Raw genomic sequence first — 16,499 nt, forward strand, 5'->3', positions numbered from 1 at the left:
GCTATGCCCCTTCAGCCGACTTGTGTCGCTCCCGGACGCGCTTGTCCGCCTCGTCGAAGGCCTGACTCGCGTCGTCGATGAGCCCCGTGTCCATCTGTTCCCAGACATCGAGCACCTGCTTGGAGCCCGGCGTGAGAATCGACTCGCCTTCTTCCTCGCCGATCGACAGCATCGAGTCGAGCCGCTCCTGATACATATCCGCCGTGATCTTGTCGTTCTCGATCATCTTCTCCAGCGTCACGAGGTCGCGCTCGCCGATCATCCCCAGCCGCGAGCCCATCGACTTGGCCTTATCCGCGTTCTCCCGCAGCATGCGCATCCGCGAGACGGTCAGGTACTCCTTCGTGCGCATATTGAGCTGACGGCCGGCCATGAGCTGCTCGGTCGTCTTCAGGTCGAACTCCTGCGCCAGAATCCGCCGCACTTCGGGCGATTTCTCCTGCCGGCCCTTCTCGAAGATCTCCTGCTTCTTCGTCGCACAGTCGCTGACCCGTTTGAGCAGTTGCTCGCGGTCGCGCCCCAGGAGCAGTTCCTGTCGCCGAAGCTCCTGCCGCGTCATCTGCGACAGGGACTTGTTTCGCTTTGTCAGCCAGTCGAATAATCCCATGCTCCGCCCGTTCTATCTGCTAAGACTCTGCGTCACTCCGCCTGCGGCCCGCTACGCTCGCGCGACGGCGCCTGTGTCTTGGCTGTCTGCGACTCGCCGACGGCCGGTGTCTTCTCCGGCGGGGCCTTCTCCTCGTCGCCGCCCTGAAGCTCCTTCAGAATTGCCGCCTCATCGTCCGACATGGCCGACTGCGCCATGTTCACTTCCAGGCTGCTCACCAGATCGTCGCTGGCCGTCAGTTGCTCCAGCATCTCCTCGGCGTTCACCGCCGCCTCGGTCAGTTCCTCGCTCGACGGCAGATGAGCGATGCTTCCGGTCTGGGCCAGTTGCAGGTTGTGAATGTGCGTGCTGATGATGTTGATCTGCTTGGACAGCAGCGCCGCGCTGGTGTTGCACCGGCTGATGTCCTTGCGCATGTGGGAGATCTGCGCGGCGATGCGCCGCTTCACCACGTTCGACGTCGCCGTCTTGCCCTCGTCGACGAGCTGCGTCTCCTTCTTTTCCAGCTTGCCGATGTCGTCGTACATCCGGTTCAGCCGGTCGGACAGCGCCGCCCGCCGCTCGGAGAGCAGGTTGATCTTCTTCGCCTCGTCCCCTTCACTGAAAAAGAGACTGCGAACCCATTCGAACATCGACATCGAACCAACCTCCTCGCCCGAGTACATACCCGCGCCGCGGAAGAGCAGATATTCGCCGGATCGCCTTGAGACGCGCAGGTCCGGGTCGCTCCTTGCGGCGGTTTCAAACGCCTGCTGCACCACCTTGACCGGCAGCTCCAGCCGAGCCGCCATGCTGCTCGCCGACAGACCGCCGGTCAGCAGATCGGTGCTGCGCTCCTCGATCTCCCGGCGAACCCGATCGATCTTCTGAGCGACATTCTCCGGATTAAACAGCTTCAGCAGCCGTTCGTCGATCTTCCGCCCGGGCGATGATATTTTCCACCCGCCGGCCGACGCCGGCTCCACCAGCACCAGGGTCACATTGGGAATATCGAGCGGCGCGCGATACACACTTTCTTCAAAGCCGCTCGGACTGCACACGCCGATAACATGCGGCGCCCGAAGGTCCGTCGTCAGCGACCGAACATGCGACGCCAACTGCACCAGCGTCACCGGACCGGGCGGCGTGTCCGGCGTCAGCAGCGGCTCCGGCGGGACCAGCGTCGTCGCGACCGTCACCCCCTGGAGCTTCCGCCAGAAGAATAGCCGCCGCGCCCACTGACGGATGACAAACCCCTTGCCCTGCGGCAACTCGGCCGCCAGCGCCCGATCGTGCAGTCGCCGGTCGATCATCGCCGCGCGCACGCGCTCGCCGGAGTCGATCTCCTGAAACGTGGTGAGCCTGCCGCGGTCGTAGCGCGAACCCGCCTCGCGGATGTTCTGCTGAACCCCCACGAGATAAGCCGACTCCATTTCTATTGCGCGTTTCGCAGCGGGGTTTACCATATTGGCCGACTCATTCTCCTGCCTTGATGAAACGTTTGCGATGGCGTCTAAAGCGAGAGGCAGTTGACTGATCTAATGCTGTTCGCCTTCGCGGGCCGCGTGGCCGCACAACCGGCAGAACTTCGCATGACCGGGGTTCATCGCCCGGCATTGGGGTCGCGGGCATCGCCACGGCTCCATCCACTCCTCTTCGGAAAGGGAATTGCCGTTTCTGTCGTACATATTGTCCAGTTCCCTGCCGTTATCCCAGCCCGGCCCTCGAATGACCCTCAGAAGGCAGGAAAACACAAAAATGGTAAACCCGGCAAAGAAGAGCAGGGCAAACAACGGCATCCCGGTTGACCAGATAACCATGGTCTATCCCCCCGTCGCCATCAGCTCGCCGCCGCAGTGAATGCAGAACCGGTCGTCCGACTCCGGATAGCCGCCGCATTGAGGACATTTTCGCAGGGTCGCCGTTAACTGCTTGCCGCATGAAATGCAGAAATTGTCGCCCGCCTCGATCGGCGCACGGCACGATGGGCATGCCCCCCCGGATATCGGACGCGCGCCCGGGACACGATTCACCGGAATCGCCGGAACCGTTGGAACCGTCGGTATCGTCGCCGCGCTCACCGGCCGCGCCTCCGATTGACCAATGGCCCGAAGGACATCCGCCGCGCCGGGGAACCGCCGCTCGCGCCGCGTGTAGAGTCTCGCGAAGACTGGATCGATCCACGGCGGCAAGGCCTCGCGCAGATGCGACGGCATGTCGCTCCCGCTGGGCCGCTGACCGGTGATGAGTTCAAACAGCACGATGCCGACGGCGTACAAATCGCTCCGCGCGTCGGTCGCCTCGCCGTCGCGCTGCTCCGGGGCCATGTAGGCGATCGTCCCGGAGATGTTCTTGCCGTCTTCGGCGAGCAGACTGCCCGATTGCATGATGCTGTTGGCCGTCACTTCGCCCACTCGCCCGAGCCCGAAGTCCGTGACCTTCACGTCATCGACGCCCAGCTCTTCGACCGGCTTCTCCTTGCCGCCCGCGATGAGAATGTTGGCCGGCTTGATGTCTCGATGAATAACGCCATTGGCGTGGGCGTGCTCCAGGCCCTCCAGGATGCCGCGCAAGATCCGATGCGCCGTACGCACCGGCATCCCCTCGCGATACCGCTTGATCCACCCTTCCAGCGAGAGACCGTCCACGAACTCCATCACCAGATAGGGCGTCTCCGCGTAGGGATCGAGGCCAATGGCCCGGACGATGTTCTTGTGGCGCAGGCCGTGAATCGTGCAGCCCTCTTTTTGAAGATTGCGCACGAACTGCGAATCGGTCGGGACCTTGATGGCGACGATCTCTTCTTTCCAGACGTGGTGCCGGGCCTTCCAGACCTGTCCAAAGCTGCCCGCGCCGACCATCTCGACGAGGACGTATTCGCTGATGCGGTCGCCGGCTTGTGGACCGTTCATGCTGTACCCTTCATGGACGATGGGGTCACTGACATCGACACGTGTCGAGCGTCATGGTCCCACATGCCTCGCCAGCGACTCACAAATGACGAAATTATAGGCCGCTGCGGCGGCGAAACCAACGATCAACACGAACCATGCGAGACTGCCGGAGACTCCTCCGCCTGCCAGCCACAGCGCGAGCAGTATATCCAGTAGACAATACGTACCGAGCAGCCCCAGGCTCACGATCGCCGCGCCGGAAGCCGTCGTCTGCTTGGCCTGTATGGCAAGCAGCGGTCGCATGAACAGGTAACTCGACCACGGCAGAGCGGCCACGACCACCAGCCAGATCAGCGTGTACTTGACCACGTTGCCGAAGGCCTTGACCGAGTCCGGATTCTGATAGCACCAGAACCCCCCCGCCGCCACGGCGATGAAGATCGCCGCCGTCGCCACCTTGGCCCCCACGAACTTCCCAATGTCCGCTAGTATCACGCGAGACTCCTCACGATCCGCCCCATTTTGAATATACCACACCCCGCCACGCCGCGGGCTTACAAACCTGTGTTGTGTTTGGAACGGCTTTTCTTCGCGGAAAGGCCGAATTCTTCCGCGCGATCGCCCTAAATAGTAGGGTGGGCTCTGCCCGCCACGTCCCCCTAGCGGATTACCCTGGCAATCTGAACGAGCCCGAAGATCGCGCCAGGCGTCAAAGCATTCACCCGCAAAATCCGCGAAGCTTTATCGCATCCGCCCATAGGGCGCACCAAGCGCCCGTGCATTCGCCCATAGGGCGCACCAAGCGCCCCTGCATTCGCCCATAGGGCGCACCAAGCGCCCCTGCATTCGCCCGTAGGGCGCACGATGGTTGCCAGTGACTTCAGTCACTGGAAAAGAACGCCACTACATCCCCGCCCGGAGGGCGGACGACTCTCTGTGGAACACCGCGTTCCCAAAAAACGCGTTCCCCCGCCGTCGACCGCGCCGACTCATTCCCACCCCAACGACGCCCAACAATCCAAGCATCCCCGGCTCCGGCACCGGCGTCCCCCAGAACTCCCAGGTGATGTTCGCATCAAATCGCGTCCCCGGCCCACAGTCGCACGGCGGATCGTAGGCTTCCACGGTGATGTCGTGAACAATGAGGCGTACGGATTCCAATTGCCACCCGGCCAGGTCCGGCGCTCCGCCGAGCATTTCTGATTCCATGAAGCCGGGCCCGCCACCGCCGCAACCTTCTGCATAACCGAGCGAAACGATGAAGTCGTCCTGACCATCCGAAACCAGCGCCGCGAATTCACTAAATGCCGGGGAGTTGCTGGGTGTGAAGTCGATGAAGCCGGCCTCGCCGTCCCCCCAGAATCGCAGCCCTTGGCCGAGCGTAACGATGTGCGTGAAACCCTGCGAATCATGTTCGAGAAAGAACTGTGTCCTTGTGGACTGACATGGTGCGGGACCGGCACCGGCGTGCAGACTAAACGAGCTCAGCAACGTACCTGCCTTCAGCGGCGAAGGCAGGATCGAGAGTATGAAGAGGCCGAGAGCCGCTTGAATATGAACACGGCGTAGCACCATTCCTCCTTGAAAGCGTGCCGGTTACACATACTGAATATCGGCAGGCTGCACGGCCCATGCCCGCGATTTCATCCCGAAGCCGCCCCACGGCGCGAGCGCGGAGCAAGAATGAACAAATAGAGACCAATCCACCCACGCCCCGCGAGGTAGCGCGATGTCACCGGTACCGACAACTTCAACTGCGAGGCCGAGACCCCAAACTTGCAGCCTAAAGCCTACCGCCTACAGCCTCGCGCCTCAGGTCGTTTCCACCAAAAACCGCCTAAAACGCGAACCGCCCCAACACATGCCTGCCGCAAGAGTTGCAAACGAAAAAAATCGCGTGTGTCACTATATGTCACCTTCGATTGCCGCGATTCCCGTAGCGTCCGGCGCCCCTGCCGGACGAATGACACAGGAGACCTTCGGAATGAAACCGCGCCCACTCGCCGCCGCTCAAAGTCTTGTCGTTTTGACTTTTTGGCGTTTTGACGTTTTCACCAAAAACCGCCCAAAACGCGAAGCGCCCCAACACGTGCCCGCCACAGCGCTTGGCATCGTTCGCCCGCGTGTGTGTCACCTTATGTCACCTTGGTCTTGGCGGCCCCAGCGCCCGGATTCTCGGGCCCGCCGCTTGTTGATGTCGCGTTGCGCGGGCCGCCTCCCGCTCGATTACTCGGCAAAGAACCGCCCATCGTCCGCATATGTGCGCCCCTCTCATTTCTTGACAGCCCCGCCGAATTGGCCGAAACTATGGGGCTCCAATGCGCGTCAGGTTTGCCTCGTGTCAGGGTCTGTCGGACAGCCCCGCCGGCGCTCGAATGCGGATTTACCGTCCGGAGACTTAGCAACATGCCCAAAGCCATCGACATTCGCAAAGGCCAGGCGGTCATCTGGGAGGACAAGCTCTGGATCGTCCACGAGTCCACCCGCGTCGCCAAAGGCAACTGGCGAAGCTACATGCAGCTCAAGTTCAAGAACTTCAAGACCGGTCAGATCGTCGACAACCGCTTCAACATGGACGAGAACTTTGAATCGCCCCATGTCGAGGACCGGCCCTTTGAATACCTCTATAAGGATGGCGACAACTTCATCCTCATGGACGTCAACAACTTCGAGCAGATTCACGCCTCGGCCGAGATCATGCCCGACGCCGACAAGTACCTCAAAGGCAACGAGCGCGTCAGCGCCAAGCTCATGGACGGCCAGGTCATCGGCGTCGAACTGCCCAACGTCGTCGAGCTCACCGTCACCGACGCCCCGCCCGTTGTCAAAGGCGCCACGGCGACCAACCAGAGCAAGGAAGCCACCCTCGAGACCGGCCTCGTCGTCCGCGTGCCTCCGTTCATCGTTAATGGCGAAGTCATCCGCGTCGACACGCGCACCGGCGAGTACCTCGAACGCGCTTAGCCCCCGCGTCACCCCACAAGTTCGCGCAGCATGGCAAGGCCGTCCGCCGCGTCAAGCCGGCTCCGGCGGCTCCGCGTCCACTTTCCGCGCTTCCAGCATCCGCCCCACCAATAGCCCCGCTTCAAACAGCCCGTACATCGGCACTGCCAGCATCATCATCGTGGCCACGTCCGGCGTCGGCGTCAGCACCGCCGCGAAGATCGCCACGGCGAGCAAAACGTATCGCCGCGCCGCGCCGATCCGATCCGCCGGCACGATCCCCATCATGATGAGAAACACCACCACAATCGGTATCTGGAATCCGATCCCGAACGCCAGCGCCAGATTCACCACGAATCCGAGGTATTCCGAAATGGAGAAGAACGGCTGAACGAACTGCTGATTGCTCATCGGCTTCAGCGGCATGTAATACGTCTCGCCGTCGTATCGGGCGATCAAACGGCGCTCGCCCCGGCTGATCCAGATCTCGCCATCGCGCGGGCTGACCGGGTTCTCATCCAGAACGGGCACTGTCACGGGCAACGAGTCAATGGGCTCGGCCGGCTGCGTCACCGCAGGCGGCTTCGTAACCAGCCACTGATAAAGAGCGCTGTCCTGGCTGGGCAGCGGAAACCACATGGACACCTGAATGAGAAACTTCAGCAGCCCCGCAAGGACCGCCATGATCATGAACGCCGCCCCGACGACAAACAGTGCGATCGACGTCGGGGCAAAAAGCCGGACCATCCGCCGCTCCGACGGATAAAGCCCGGCCGCGACAAACAGCCAAAGCTGATAAAGCAGCCACGGCGCCGCAAGCACCAGGGCGAACTCCATGGCGATCTTGAAATACTCAACGAACGATTCGACCGGGTTGAGCTGGACCATCTGCGGGTCGAAGCCCAGCTCGTGCATGGCCACGCTGTACGGCGTGGTCAGCGTCTCGATGATCGGCCCGCCGAAGTTAAAGCAGATGACCGCCGCGACCGCGAAGCCGATCAGCCCGTAGATCAACCGCCGGCGCAGCTCTTCGAGGTGATCGCCGAAGGACATTCGCTTGTCGTCTGGATCGTCGGAGTAGCGTGAGAAGATGGAAGCCATCCGACCCTGTCCGGCTCGTTGGTGCCTTACGTTGAACCGCCCTTGGCCTGCCGGATCAATGCCTGAAAATCGACCTTTCCGGTGGACGTCGCGGGCAACTTGTCCATGAAAACAAACGTGTCAGGGATCATATACGCCGGCAGGTGCGCCGCACAGTGCTGTTTCATGGCGATGACCCCCAGCTTCGCGCCGGGCTTCATCTTCGGCGTACCTGCGTGCGGATCGCGATCGGCGGCATTGTCTTGCTTTTGACACTCAATGTGTCCCGACGGAGGCCTCGACGCTCCAGAGCCGTCAACCATCTAGTGCAGACGATTCCCAAAGCTCAGATCGGGCCGCACCATCAATGGGCGTCACCCCATCTTGCCGATCACCGCGTCGCCGAATTCGCTGCACTTGAGCAGCTTGGCACCTTCCATCAACCGGTGGAAGTCATAGGTGACGGTCTTCGCGGCGATGGCGCCTTCCACGCCGCGGATGATGAGGTCGGCCGCCTCGTTCCAGCCCATGTAGCGGAGCATCATCTCACCTGAAAGGATGACGCTGCCGGGGTTCACCTGGTCCTTGCCGGCGTACTTCGGAGCCGTGCCGTGCGTCGCCTCAAAAACGGCGTGGCCGGTGTCGTAGTTGACATTTCCGCCGGGGGCGATGCCGATGCCGCCGACGCACGCCGCGAGGGCGTCGGAGATGTAGTCGCCATTGAGATTGAGCGTGGCGATCACGTCGTACTCCGCCGGCCGCGTAAGAATCTGTTGAAGGAATGCGTCGGCAATCACGTCCTTGATGATCAGTTCGCGTGAGCCGTTCTTGATGACCTGCCAGGGACCGCCGTCGAGGTCGGTCGCGCCGTACTTCTCTTTCACAAGGGCGTATCCCCAATCGCGGAACGCGCCCTCGGTGAACTTCATGATGTTGCCTTTGTGGATCAGGGTCAGGCTCTTGCGACCCTGGGAGATGGCGTACTCGATCGCCGCCTTGACCAGGCGGTAGGTGCCTTCCTTACTCACCGGCTTGATGCCGAACCCGGTCGTATCCGGGAAGCGCACCTTCTTGAATCTGTCGGGAAAGTTATCAGCCAGGAGCTTGCGGAACTTCGTGCAATCGTCGGTCCCCTGCTGAAACTCGATGCCCGCGTAGATGTCTTCGCTGTTCTCGCGGAAGATGACCATGTCAGTCAGCTCGGGCTGCTTGACCGGACTGGGCACGCCCTTGAAGTAACGAACCGGGCGGAGGCAGACGTAGAGATCGAGCATCTGGCGGAGCGCGACGTTCAGCGAACGGATGCCGCCGCCGACCGGCGTCGTGAGAGGCCCCTTGATGCCAACGAGATATTCCTGGAATGCCTTGATGGTGTCATCGGGCAGCCATGCCTTTGCCTCGCCGAGCTTGTCCTTGAACATGTTGAAGGACTTTTCGCCGGCATAGACTTCCTGCCACTCGATCTTCCGCTTGCCCGAGTAGGCCTTCTGCACGGCGGCGTCGAAGACTTTCACGCTGGCCCGCCAGATGTCCGGCCCGGTCCCGTCGCCCTCGATGAAGGGAATGACCGGATGGTCCGGAACGTTCAGCTTGCCGCCGCTCATCGTGATTTTCTGGCCTGCCATGAATCTTCTCCCGAAGTAATCTGATCTTGCTGTGCCCGACCTTGTGTCGCGAATAGAATAGTATCGAATCCTGCGTTTTCAGCCAGTCCGGCGACGACCGGACACCGAGAGATGCCGCCGTGAAGTTCGATTTCGCACATCCTTTTGATCTGCTCGTACAGAAGCCTGACGGCGACATTCGCATCGCCGAAGCGGCCCTGCTATTCGCCGCGGACCACAGCCCCGGGCTCGACCCGAAGCCGTGGCTGGAGCGGCTCGACGGCCTCGCCCGGCGAGTTGAGCGGATCGAGGTCGTTTCGCCCGCCGACCAGGTGGCGGCGCTGCGGACCGTTCTCGTCGAGGAGGAAGGATTCTCGGCCAACATCACCGACTATTACGACCCGCGCAATAGCCTGCTCGATCAAGTCATCGAGCGCCGCGTCGGGATTCCCATCTCGCTCTCCGTCATCTGGCTCGACATCGCCCGGCAATTGCGCTGGCCCTTTGTCGGCGTTGGTCTGCCTGGACACTTCGTCATCAAACGCAAGACATCGATCGGCGACCTTGTCATCGATCCCTTCGGCGGCGGACAGGTGCTCAGTCGGGCGGGCTGCGAGCGGCTCGTGTCTCATCTGTTAGGCAAACCGATCCAACTGGACGATTCCGCCTTCGAGGCCGTCGCCGCGAAGGCCACGCTCATGCGCATGCTCAACAATCTTCGGACGGTTCTTTCGCAGCAGGAGGCGTGGTCGAGCACGGCGTGCGTCCTGGCGAGAATGTTGGCGCTGGAGCCTGACTCAGAGTTGATCCGCCGCGAGATTGCCATGGTCGGGGTGAGGATCGCCGAGCTGAACTAAAGCCCGACCTCTGCAAAGTACCCAGGGCACCAGAATCCGCCGGGAACATGGGAATTCACCGCGTGATCTGCCACCCGCCTATTGACGCCTGTCCCAATTGCTCCTACGCACTGCACGGACTGCCGGAGGCGCATCGCTGCCCGGAGTGCGCGTTTGAGTATGACGAGGCGACGATCGTCTTCAAGCCGTCGCGGCCGTGGATGACTTACGTCGGGACGCTCGGTTTCGCGGCACTGATGGTCTATTTCTACGGCCCCATGGTGTACGGCCTGACCGTCGGGGCGCTGGGTCAGACTGGCGGCACGGGTGTTACGCTTGCGGTCCTCGCCTCGCCGCTCGTCTTTCTGGCTTGGCGGATTCGTCGCGCCAACCAGATCGGCCGTTTCGCCGCGCTGACGAAGGGCGGCCTCTTTGTACGCAACATGGGCGGGCTGACACAGGTGGCGTGGGACGACATCTCGCTCGTCGCGATCAGTGACATCCGACCGTGGCTCAAGCGGCACAGCAGCGAGCAAGTCATTGGCCTCCACGGCATCCTTTCGACGCGCGAGGAGAAAAGGTCTTTCCTGGAGGCCGTCTCGCGCGGGCGGAGCGGGCAGCCGCCCGGCATCCGTGTGGATCCGACGGCGGAAGATGCCGGCGCGACAAAGGGTCAAACATTTGGCACTTCTCGCTTCGTCAATCGCCTGACCAGCGCCGGCGGCGTCATCCTGCTGATCTCCGGAGTACTCTTCATCCTCGCCGCGATCACGGCTCATCCCCGGATTCAGGCGTCGGCGACCGTCGCGGCCGGCGCCGCGTGGATCGGCATCATTCTCCTGCTGACGGGAATCTGGCGATCCGACAAAAAAAAGAACTGAGGACAACTCGCCCACATATCGCGAATTGGCATCGTCCGGGTCACACTTTAAGACCGAAAACAAGTCCTTTTGCCTTGTTCCTGGGGCCCAATCGGCCTATCATCATGTATCAATCTTAACTGCCCAACGAAGCCCAGCCTGAACCTCGGGAGCGAATCCATGCAGTATTCTCGCCTGTCTTTCTCTATCTGCACTTGCGTCCTGTTGGCCGTTGCCGCGATCGCCAATGCTCAACCGGCCTTTCTCAGCTCGGCCCAGGTCGCCGCGCCGCGCCGAACCCTTGAAGAGACCGCTGTTCGCAGTCGCACAGTCGATGTCAACTTCGCCGTGCTGCACGGCATGACCGATATGACCGACCGCCGCCTGCGCTTCGACCTGTTCGACGATGTATCGCCCGTCGGGGCGCTGACGCGCCGGGAAATCCGCTCCGCCGATAGTTACACCTGGACCGGCCAGTTCGAGAACATCCCCGGATCAAGCTTCTACCTGGTCGTCCATCACGACGTCATCTGCGCACGCATCGATCTGGATAACGGCGGCGTCTTTGAGATTCGCTCGATCCCCGGCGGACTGCATGAAGTCGTCGAACTGGATCCATCAGCGTTCAAGCCTTGCGGAACGGGCAAACAGCACGCGATCCCACATCAGGCCGCGGAATTGACCGAACAGCCATCGAGCCCCGGCGATCCACGGGGGGCCTCGCCGCGCGTCGATGACGGTTCGGAAATCGACGTGCTCGGCATGTACACCACCACCGCCAAGAACGCCGCCGGTGGAACCAACGGCATCGAGTCGCTGCTGATCCTCTCGATCAGCGTCACCAACGGCGCCTATTCGTCCAGCCAGATCAATCCGCGACTTCGCCTGGTCCACATGGCCGAGACGAACTACCCCGAAACCGGCAACGCCGGCCTCGACCTGGGACGCTTCTCGGGAACCTCCGATGGATTCATCGATGAAGTCCACTCGCTCCGCAATACGCATGGCGCCGACCTGTGCGCCCTCATCGTAAACAGCTCGGACAACTGCGGCATCGCCTATCTGATGACGTCGCTGTCCTCCGGCTTCCAGACGCTTGCGTTTAGTGTCACGCTGCGGACCTGTGCTGCGGCCAACCTGACCCTTGCCCACGAGCTGGGCCACAACCAGGGCTGCCAGCACGATCGCGACAACGCCGACACCGGCATCTATCCATACGCCTACGGCCACCGTTTCAACGCCCCGGACCTCAAGCGCACAATCATGTCCTACGAGCCCGGCTCACGGGTGAACTATTTTTCGAATCCCAACGTGCTGTTCAACGGCGTGCCGACCGGCGTCCCGATCGGTCAGCCGCTCGAAGCGCACAACGCGCAGACCATCAACAACACGGCGCTGACCATTTCGCAATTTCGCGAGTCGATTCCCGTCATAGAAGATCTTGATCCGCCGCAGCCCGATCCGCTCTCCTTCGACAGCCCGCCGGCGGCGCTCGATTCGACCAGCATCACCATGACCGCGGCCGGTACGATCGACGCGAGCCTGCCGGTGCAGCATTTCTTTGAAGAGACGACGGGCAACCCCGGCGGCACAACCAGCGGCTGGCAGAATCCGAACTCGTACGTCGATTTCGGCCTCACGCCCAACACGCAATACTGCTACCGCGTGAAGGCCCGTGACAGCAACGGCGTGCCGAATGAGGGCGCCTATTCGCCCGCCGCCTGCACTGCCAGCCACATTCAAACGCCGATCGGCATGGCTTTTTCGAGCGTAGAGTTTACAACGGCCCAGGTGACGGCGACCGGGGCGTTTACCAATCTCAACGTCGGCATGTCCGGCATCTACTTCGATGTCGATCCGCCCGGCGCGTACGGCGGCGCATTCACCTGGCAGCCGAGCAACACATCCATGTTGACCGGCCTGCTTGCGGGGCAGAGCTACACGGTCCGCGCCAAGGCCCGCAACCAGGACGGCATCGAGACGCCTTACGGTGGATCCGTCGTGATTGATACGATCCCGCTCTTCGGCGACTGCAACGCCGACGGCATGGTGGACGTCGACGGCGATGTCCCCTGCTTCGTGGATGCGCTATTGGGAATCGACAATCCGCCCGGCGCGATCATCCGCAGCGACCTGAACTTCGACGGCTTCACCGACGGTCTGGACATGCCGGAGATGGTCTTCTGCCTGACCTTCGGGTGTAATTAGACGCGGCTCGATTCATCACGAAATGTCGAATTCATTCGGAGGTCCGCCCACCGGCGGCGGCGGTCGCGGATCGCGAAAAAACCCCAATTCGCAGAGTTATTGACGTTCACATCGACGGCTGCTAGCCTTATCAGGCTCCGCACGATTGACCCCCAGCCCGGGTGGCGGAATTGGCAGACGCGCTAGGTTGAGGGCCTAGTTTCGGTTAAACGAAGTGCAGGTTCGACCCCTGTCCCGGGCAGTTGATTCTTTCCCCGAGAAAGCCAGAAAGTCGTTGAAATCAAAAGCGTTAAGGTCGCAGTTTGGTAAATCGCAAGCTCGAAACGACCGAAGTGCGGCCCTAGCTCGGATCAGTTTCTTAAGAATCTGTCTTAAAGACGGTTGCCGATGAAACCGCTTGAGAATGGCGCCGAATTGACGATTACCGTAAGCACGCCGATCATGCTTCCATCAGATTGCAGGGTACCGTCTATTGTAAACAGTGAAGTTCCGAGTGATGTGGTTAGAATCATCGACCAAATCGCACGACTGCCAGTAATTGTTGCGGGCTGATTGGAAGTAAATAGATTTAACGATCCATCGCAGCCATCATCGACACGCACTATTTGATTATTCATCACGTCGATACAAGTTAGGCCAAGTCCGGACGTACTTTGAAGCCGCCAAGTTCCGTCAAGGGAAGGTCCCCCATCACACCCGAGCAAGCAAATGAGTAGACAAGAAACTAGGCCATAGCATTGCCTCGTCACGTTGCTGTTTGAGTTCGAAATTTCCACCACGCTGAATCCTGCTTTGCAAGTGGGTTTTGACTTCCTTCGACATAATTCAGGGCAAAACGAGAACAACTTCACAGGCGTTTGTATTCAGCATCTCAAGTGCGAACCCTCGATCGATAATCTCAACTGCATCGCCGACAAACCAATCAGCAGTTTCATTAACGTAGAATGTATTGACAAGAAAACTGAACCCAGAAGTCAAAAAGATTCGAATCGAACCGCTTTCGGGCGTCGCTCCCGTAATTAAGCCACCGCCGATTTCTAGATCGCCCTCGTAGCCGAAGTAACCATGCTGTTTGGTCCGAAGATTCGCAACTACCGCCCCGGTTCGGTTACCTGGAATGGGTGCGTTTAGTGCAACCACATCGCCATAGAAAAAGCCCAATGGGAAGTCTGATATAATCTGGCCTCGAAGATAAACACCTTTGATGCCTGTCACGGAAACCCCAATAAAGTCGCTGCAATATAGCTCCGTGACGAGGCCAAGCGTGTTTGGAAGCAGCAAATCAAGGCCAAAGGCGACTTCATCACCATCCAGAATCGTATCGCCATCTGTATCAGGATTGAGCGGGTCGCTTGCGAAGTTAGGGTCTAGCTCCAAGCCGTCATCGAGGCCATCCAAGTCGGTGTCTGGCGAATTCGGGTCGGTACCGACCTCGATAACCTCTTTGTAATCAGAAAGCCAATCAAGGTCTGTGTCCGTGTGACTGGGGTCGGTGTGATAGATCAAAACTTCGTCCCCATCACTTAATCCGTCTCCATCCGTATCTGCATTGGTTGAGCTTGTAAAAATCATCAACTCAAATGCGTCACTGAGCCCGTCACCATCAGTGTCGATAGACATCGCACTGGAGCCTGCCGGAGCCCCTGTCATTTGGCAGTTGCCGCCAAGGACGAAAGGAAGTGCCGCCAACAAGGCCGCTAGCCGTAGTCTTTTCATGCCACGATCCCTGAAAGAAATCAGACTTGATTGGCCCATCCGTGGCAGACGGCTCCGAGAGAATTCGTGGAGCCTCCTATACCCCGTAATTATGCGACATGTCGATCTGGGATTCAATCTCAACGTGCCATGAAACCGCTCGCTCGGAAGAGTATGCTCGCAGGCATAGTCTGATCGTGGAGCACTATCGCTTATCTAGACCGGGTAGAATCTCCTCAACGCGATTCAGAATGTCATTCGCTGAAAGCTCGCGAGCAGGCTCTGGTGCCAGTTCCGGTATTTCGTATTCCGGAGGCCACCATAAATTGCCGGTTTCGCAAGCGATTACGATTTCCGGCCAATTCGTTGAGGGCCTAGTGCTCCGTCATCGTTAGCTTTGCGGGTTATTTTTGGAAAGGGTCGATGTTCATGATTGGATGGCCGTGGATGGCCTGTTGATCATGGAGGATCGGCGATGAAACGGTATGTGGTTCGGCTGGAGGCGGTGGAGCGGCGGCGATTAAAGGAGTTGGTTTCGACGGGCAGGGCGGCGGCCTACAAAATTCGGCACGCGAACATTCTGCTTCAGGCGGATGAATCGAAGTCACGACCGGGCTGGCCCGATACGCGGATCGCAGAAGGCCTGGCGGTGTCGGTTCGGAGCATCGAGTACCTGCGGAAGCGGTTTGTAGAGGAAGGATTGGAGGCCTGTTTGGCACCGAAGAAACGGCCCTTCCCGCCGGTGGCGCCAAAGTTCGACGGCCGCAAGGAGGCCAAACTTGTGGCCGTGGCCTGCTCGCAGCCGCCGAAGGGATACGAACGTTGGTCGCTCCGGCTGCTGGCCGACCGGGTGGTGGAATTGAAGATCGTGGACGCGGTGTCCCATGAGACGATCCGGCGTGTTCTTCAAAAAACGAGTTGAAACCGTGGCAGAAGAAGATGTGGTGCATTCCGCCGGACCAGGATGCGGCGTTCGTCTGTGCGATGGAAAATGTTCTGGAGGTTTATCACCGGCCCTATGATCCGAAACGCCCGGTGGTCTGTTTCGATGAGAAGTCCAAGCAACTGGTCTCGGAGGTACGTCGGCCGATGGCGGCGAAGCGGGGTCAGGCGGCGCGGTATGACTATGAATACGAGCGCAATGGGACGGCGAATTTGTTTGTCTTCGTGGAGCCGCTCAAAGGTTGGCGGCAGGTGACGGTGACGTCGCGGCGTTGCAAAACCGACTTTGCCGGCCAGATGCGGGCGCTGGTGGACCTCCACTACCGCCGTGCGGAGAAGATCACCGTGGTGATGGACAATCTCAACACCCACACCGTGTCGAGCCTTTATGCCGCCTTCCCTCCAGCCGAGGCAAGACGGCTGATGGACAAGCTGGACGTGGTGCATACGCCCAAGCATGGATCGTGGTTGAATATGGCGGAGATCGAGTTCAGCGTGATGGAAAAGCAGGCTCTCAACGGCCGCGTCCCCGATGAAAAGGCCCTAACAAAGCAAGTGAAGGCATGGGAATCAAATCGGAACCATCGATCCAAACGAATCAACTGGCAGTTCACCACCGATGATGCCCGCGTGAAGCTCCATCGGCTTTACCCGCAAATTGAAACATGACGGAGTACTAGTTTCGGTTAAACGAAGTGCAGGTTCGACCCCTGTCCCGGGCAGTTTCGCTCCTCCGGTTACGTCGCGACCAACCCTCCCAAGACCCGACGCTTCCAAGACTCGACGCTCCCCTACCAGGGCAGATCAAAGCTCGCGCATCTCACACCGAACACCGACGGCGATCGACGCGG

The 16,499-nt window shown here is 60.3% G+C and carries 15 protein-coding genes and 1 tRNA gene; 6 read left to right on the forward strand and 10 right to left on the reverse strand.

Annotated elements, in window-relative coordinates; genetic code table 11:
- Position 1: 1 nt before the first annotated feature.
- From HS101_02645 to HS101_02670, 6 genes are all read right to left on the reverse strand, one after another.
- On the reverse strand, positions 2 to 607 hold the full coding sequence (locus HS101_02645; protein ID MBE7505164.1) for a hypothetical protein: 606 nt from the start codon (positions 605 to 607) through the stop codon (positions 2 to 4).
- A 32-nt stretch (positions 608 to 639) separates the two neighbouring features.
- Positions 640 to 2,052 (reverse strand): hypothetical protein, encoded by a 1,413-nt coding sequence (locus HS101_02650; protein MBE7505165.1) that lies wholly within the window; start codon positions 2,050 to 2,052, stop codon positions 640 to 642.
- A gap of 72 nt (positions 2,053 to 2,124) precedes the next feature.
- Positions 2,125 to 2,406 (reverse strand): hypothetical protein, encoded by a 282-nt coding sequence (locus tag HS101_02655; GenBank protein ID MBE7505166.1) that lies wholly within the window; start codon positions 2,404 to 2,406, stop codon positions 2,125 to 2,127.
- Positions 2,407 to 2,409: 3 nt separating this feature from the next.
- Positions 2,410 to 3,498 carry a protein kinase gene (locus HS101_02660; GenBank protein ID MBE7505167.1) on the reverse strand — a complete coding sequence of 363 codons (1,089 nt, stop codon included), beginning with the start codon at positions 3,496 to 3,498 and terminating at the stop codon, positions 2,410 to 2,412.
- Between the two features lie 51 nt (positions 3,499 to 3,549).
- Entirely contained in the window at positions 3,550 to 3,975 is a 426-nt protein-coding gene (locus HS101_02665; GenBank protein MBE7505168.1) for a hypothetical protein, read from the reverse strand.
- Between the two features lie 408 nt (positions 3,976 to 4,383).
- Complete coding sequence (locus HS101_02670) at positions 4,384 to 5,055, reverse strand: PEP-CTERM sorting domain-containing protein (GenBank protein ID MBE7505169.1); 672 nt, start codon at positions 5,053 to 5,055, stop codon at positions 4,384 to 4,386.
- A gap of 831 nt (positions 5,056 to 5,886) precedes the next feature.
- Between HS101_02670 and efp the strand changes: the two genes are divergently transcribed.
- On the forward strand, positions 5,887 to 6,444 hold the full coding sequence (gene efp, locus HS101_02675; GenBank protein ID MBE7505170.1) for an elongation factor P: 558 nt from the start codon (positions 5,887 to 5,889) through the stop codon (positions 6,442 to 6,444).
- A gap of 51 nt (positions 6,445 to 6,495) precedes the next feature.
- On the opposite strand, the gene HS101_02680 is transcribed toward efp, so the two are convergent.
- The 3 genes from HS101_02680 to icd all read right to left on the reverse strand — a co-directional run bounded on the left by HS101_02680 (position 6,496) and on the right by icd (position 9,128).
- The gene (locus HS101_02680) at positions 6,496 to 7,524 is read right to left on the reverse strand and encodes a twin-arginine translocase subunit TatC (protein ID MBE7505171.1); all 1,029 of its coding nucleotides are present in this window, start codon (positions 7,522 to 7,524) and stop codon (positions 6,496 to 6,498) included.
- A gap of 26 nt (positions 7,525 to 7,550) precedes the next feature.
- The gene (locus HS101_02685) at positions 7,551 to 7,724 is read right to left on the reverse strand and encodes a hypothetical protein (GenBank protein ID MBE7505172.1); all 174 of its coding nucleotides are present in this window, start codon (positions 7,722 to 7,724) and stop codon (positions 7,551 to 7,553) included.
- Between the two features lie 153 nt (positions 7,725 to 7,877).
- The gene (gene icd / locus HS101_02690; GenBank protein MBE7505173.1) at positions 7,878 to 9,128 is read right to left on the reverse strand and encodes an NADP-dependent isocitrate dehydrogenase; all 1,251 of its coding nucleotides are present in this window, start codon (positions 9,126 to 9,128) and stop codon (positions 7,878 to 7,880) included.
- Positions 9,129 to 9,247: 119 nt separating this feature from the next.
- Here icd and HS101_02695 point away from each other — a divergent pair, with 119 nt between their 5' ends.
- The 4 genes from HS101_02695 to HS101_02710 all read left to right on the forward strand — a co-directional run bounded on the left by HS101_02695 (position 9,248) and on the right by HS101_02710 (position 13,252).
- A complete protein-coding gene (locus tag HS101_02695; GenBank protein MBE7505174.1) occupies positions 9,248 to 9,964 on the forward strand; it encodes a hypothetical protein in 717 nt (238 codons plus the stop codon).
- A 47-nt stretch (positions 9,965 to 10,011) separates the two neighbouring features.
- Complete coding sequence (locus HS101_02700; protein MBE7505175.1) at positions 10,012 to 10,824, forward strand: hypothetical protein; 813 nt, start codon at positions 10,012 to 10,014, stop codon at positions 10,822 to 10,824.
- A 159-nt stretch (positions 10,825 to 10,983) separates the two neighbouring features.
- The gene (locus HS101_02705) at positions 10,984 to 13,011 is read left to right on the forward strand and encodes a hypothetical protein (GenBank protein MBE7505176.1); all 2,028 of its coding nucleotides are present in this window, start codon (positions 10,984 to 10,986) and stop codon (positions 13,009 to 13,011) included.
- 155 nt (positions 13,012 to 13,166) lie between these two features.
- Positions 13,167 to 13,252: transfer RNA gene (locus HS101_02710), tRNA-Leu, on the forward strand.
- A gap of 584 nt (positions 13,253 to 13,836) precedes the next feature.
- On the opposite strand, the gene HS101_02715 is transcribed toward HS101_02710, so the two are convergent.
- Positions 13,837 to 14,727, reverse strand: a complete 891-nt coding sequence (locus tag HS101_02715) for a hypothetical protein (protein MBE7505177.1) — start codon at positions 14,725 to 14,727, stop codon at positions 13,837 to 13,839.
- A 454-nt stretch (positions 14,728 to 15,181) separates the two neighbouring features.
- On the opposite strand from HS101_02715, the gene HS101_02720 reads away from it, so the two are divergent.
- Positions 15,182 to 16,317 (forward strand): IS630 family transposase gene (locus tag HS101_02720; protein ID MBE7505178.1). Its coding sequence is split into 2 segments (ribosomal slippage): positions 15,182 to 15,614 and positions 15,614 to 16,317, totalling 1,137 coding nucleotides; the frame shifts between segments, so codons are not numbered across the junction.
- The last annotated feature ends 182 nt before the right edge of the window (positions 16,318 to 16,499 follow it).

It is taken from the genome of Planctomycetia bacterium (assembly GCA_015075745.1).
Lineage (GTDB): Bacteria > Planctomycetota > Phycisphaerae > UBA1845 > UTPLA1 > UTPLA1.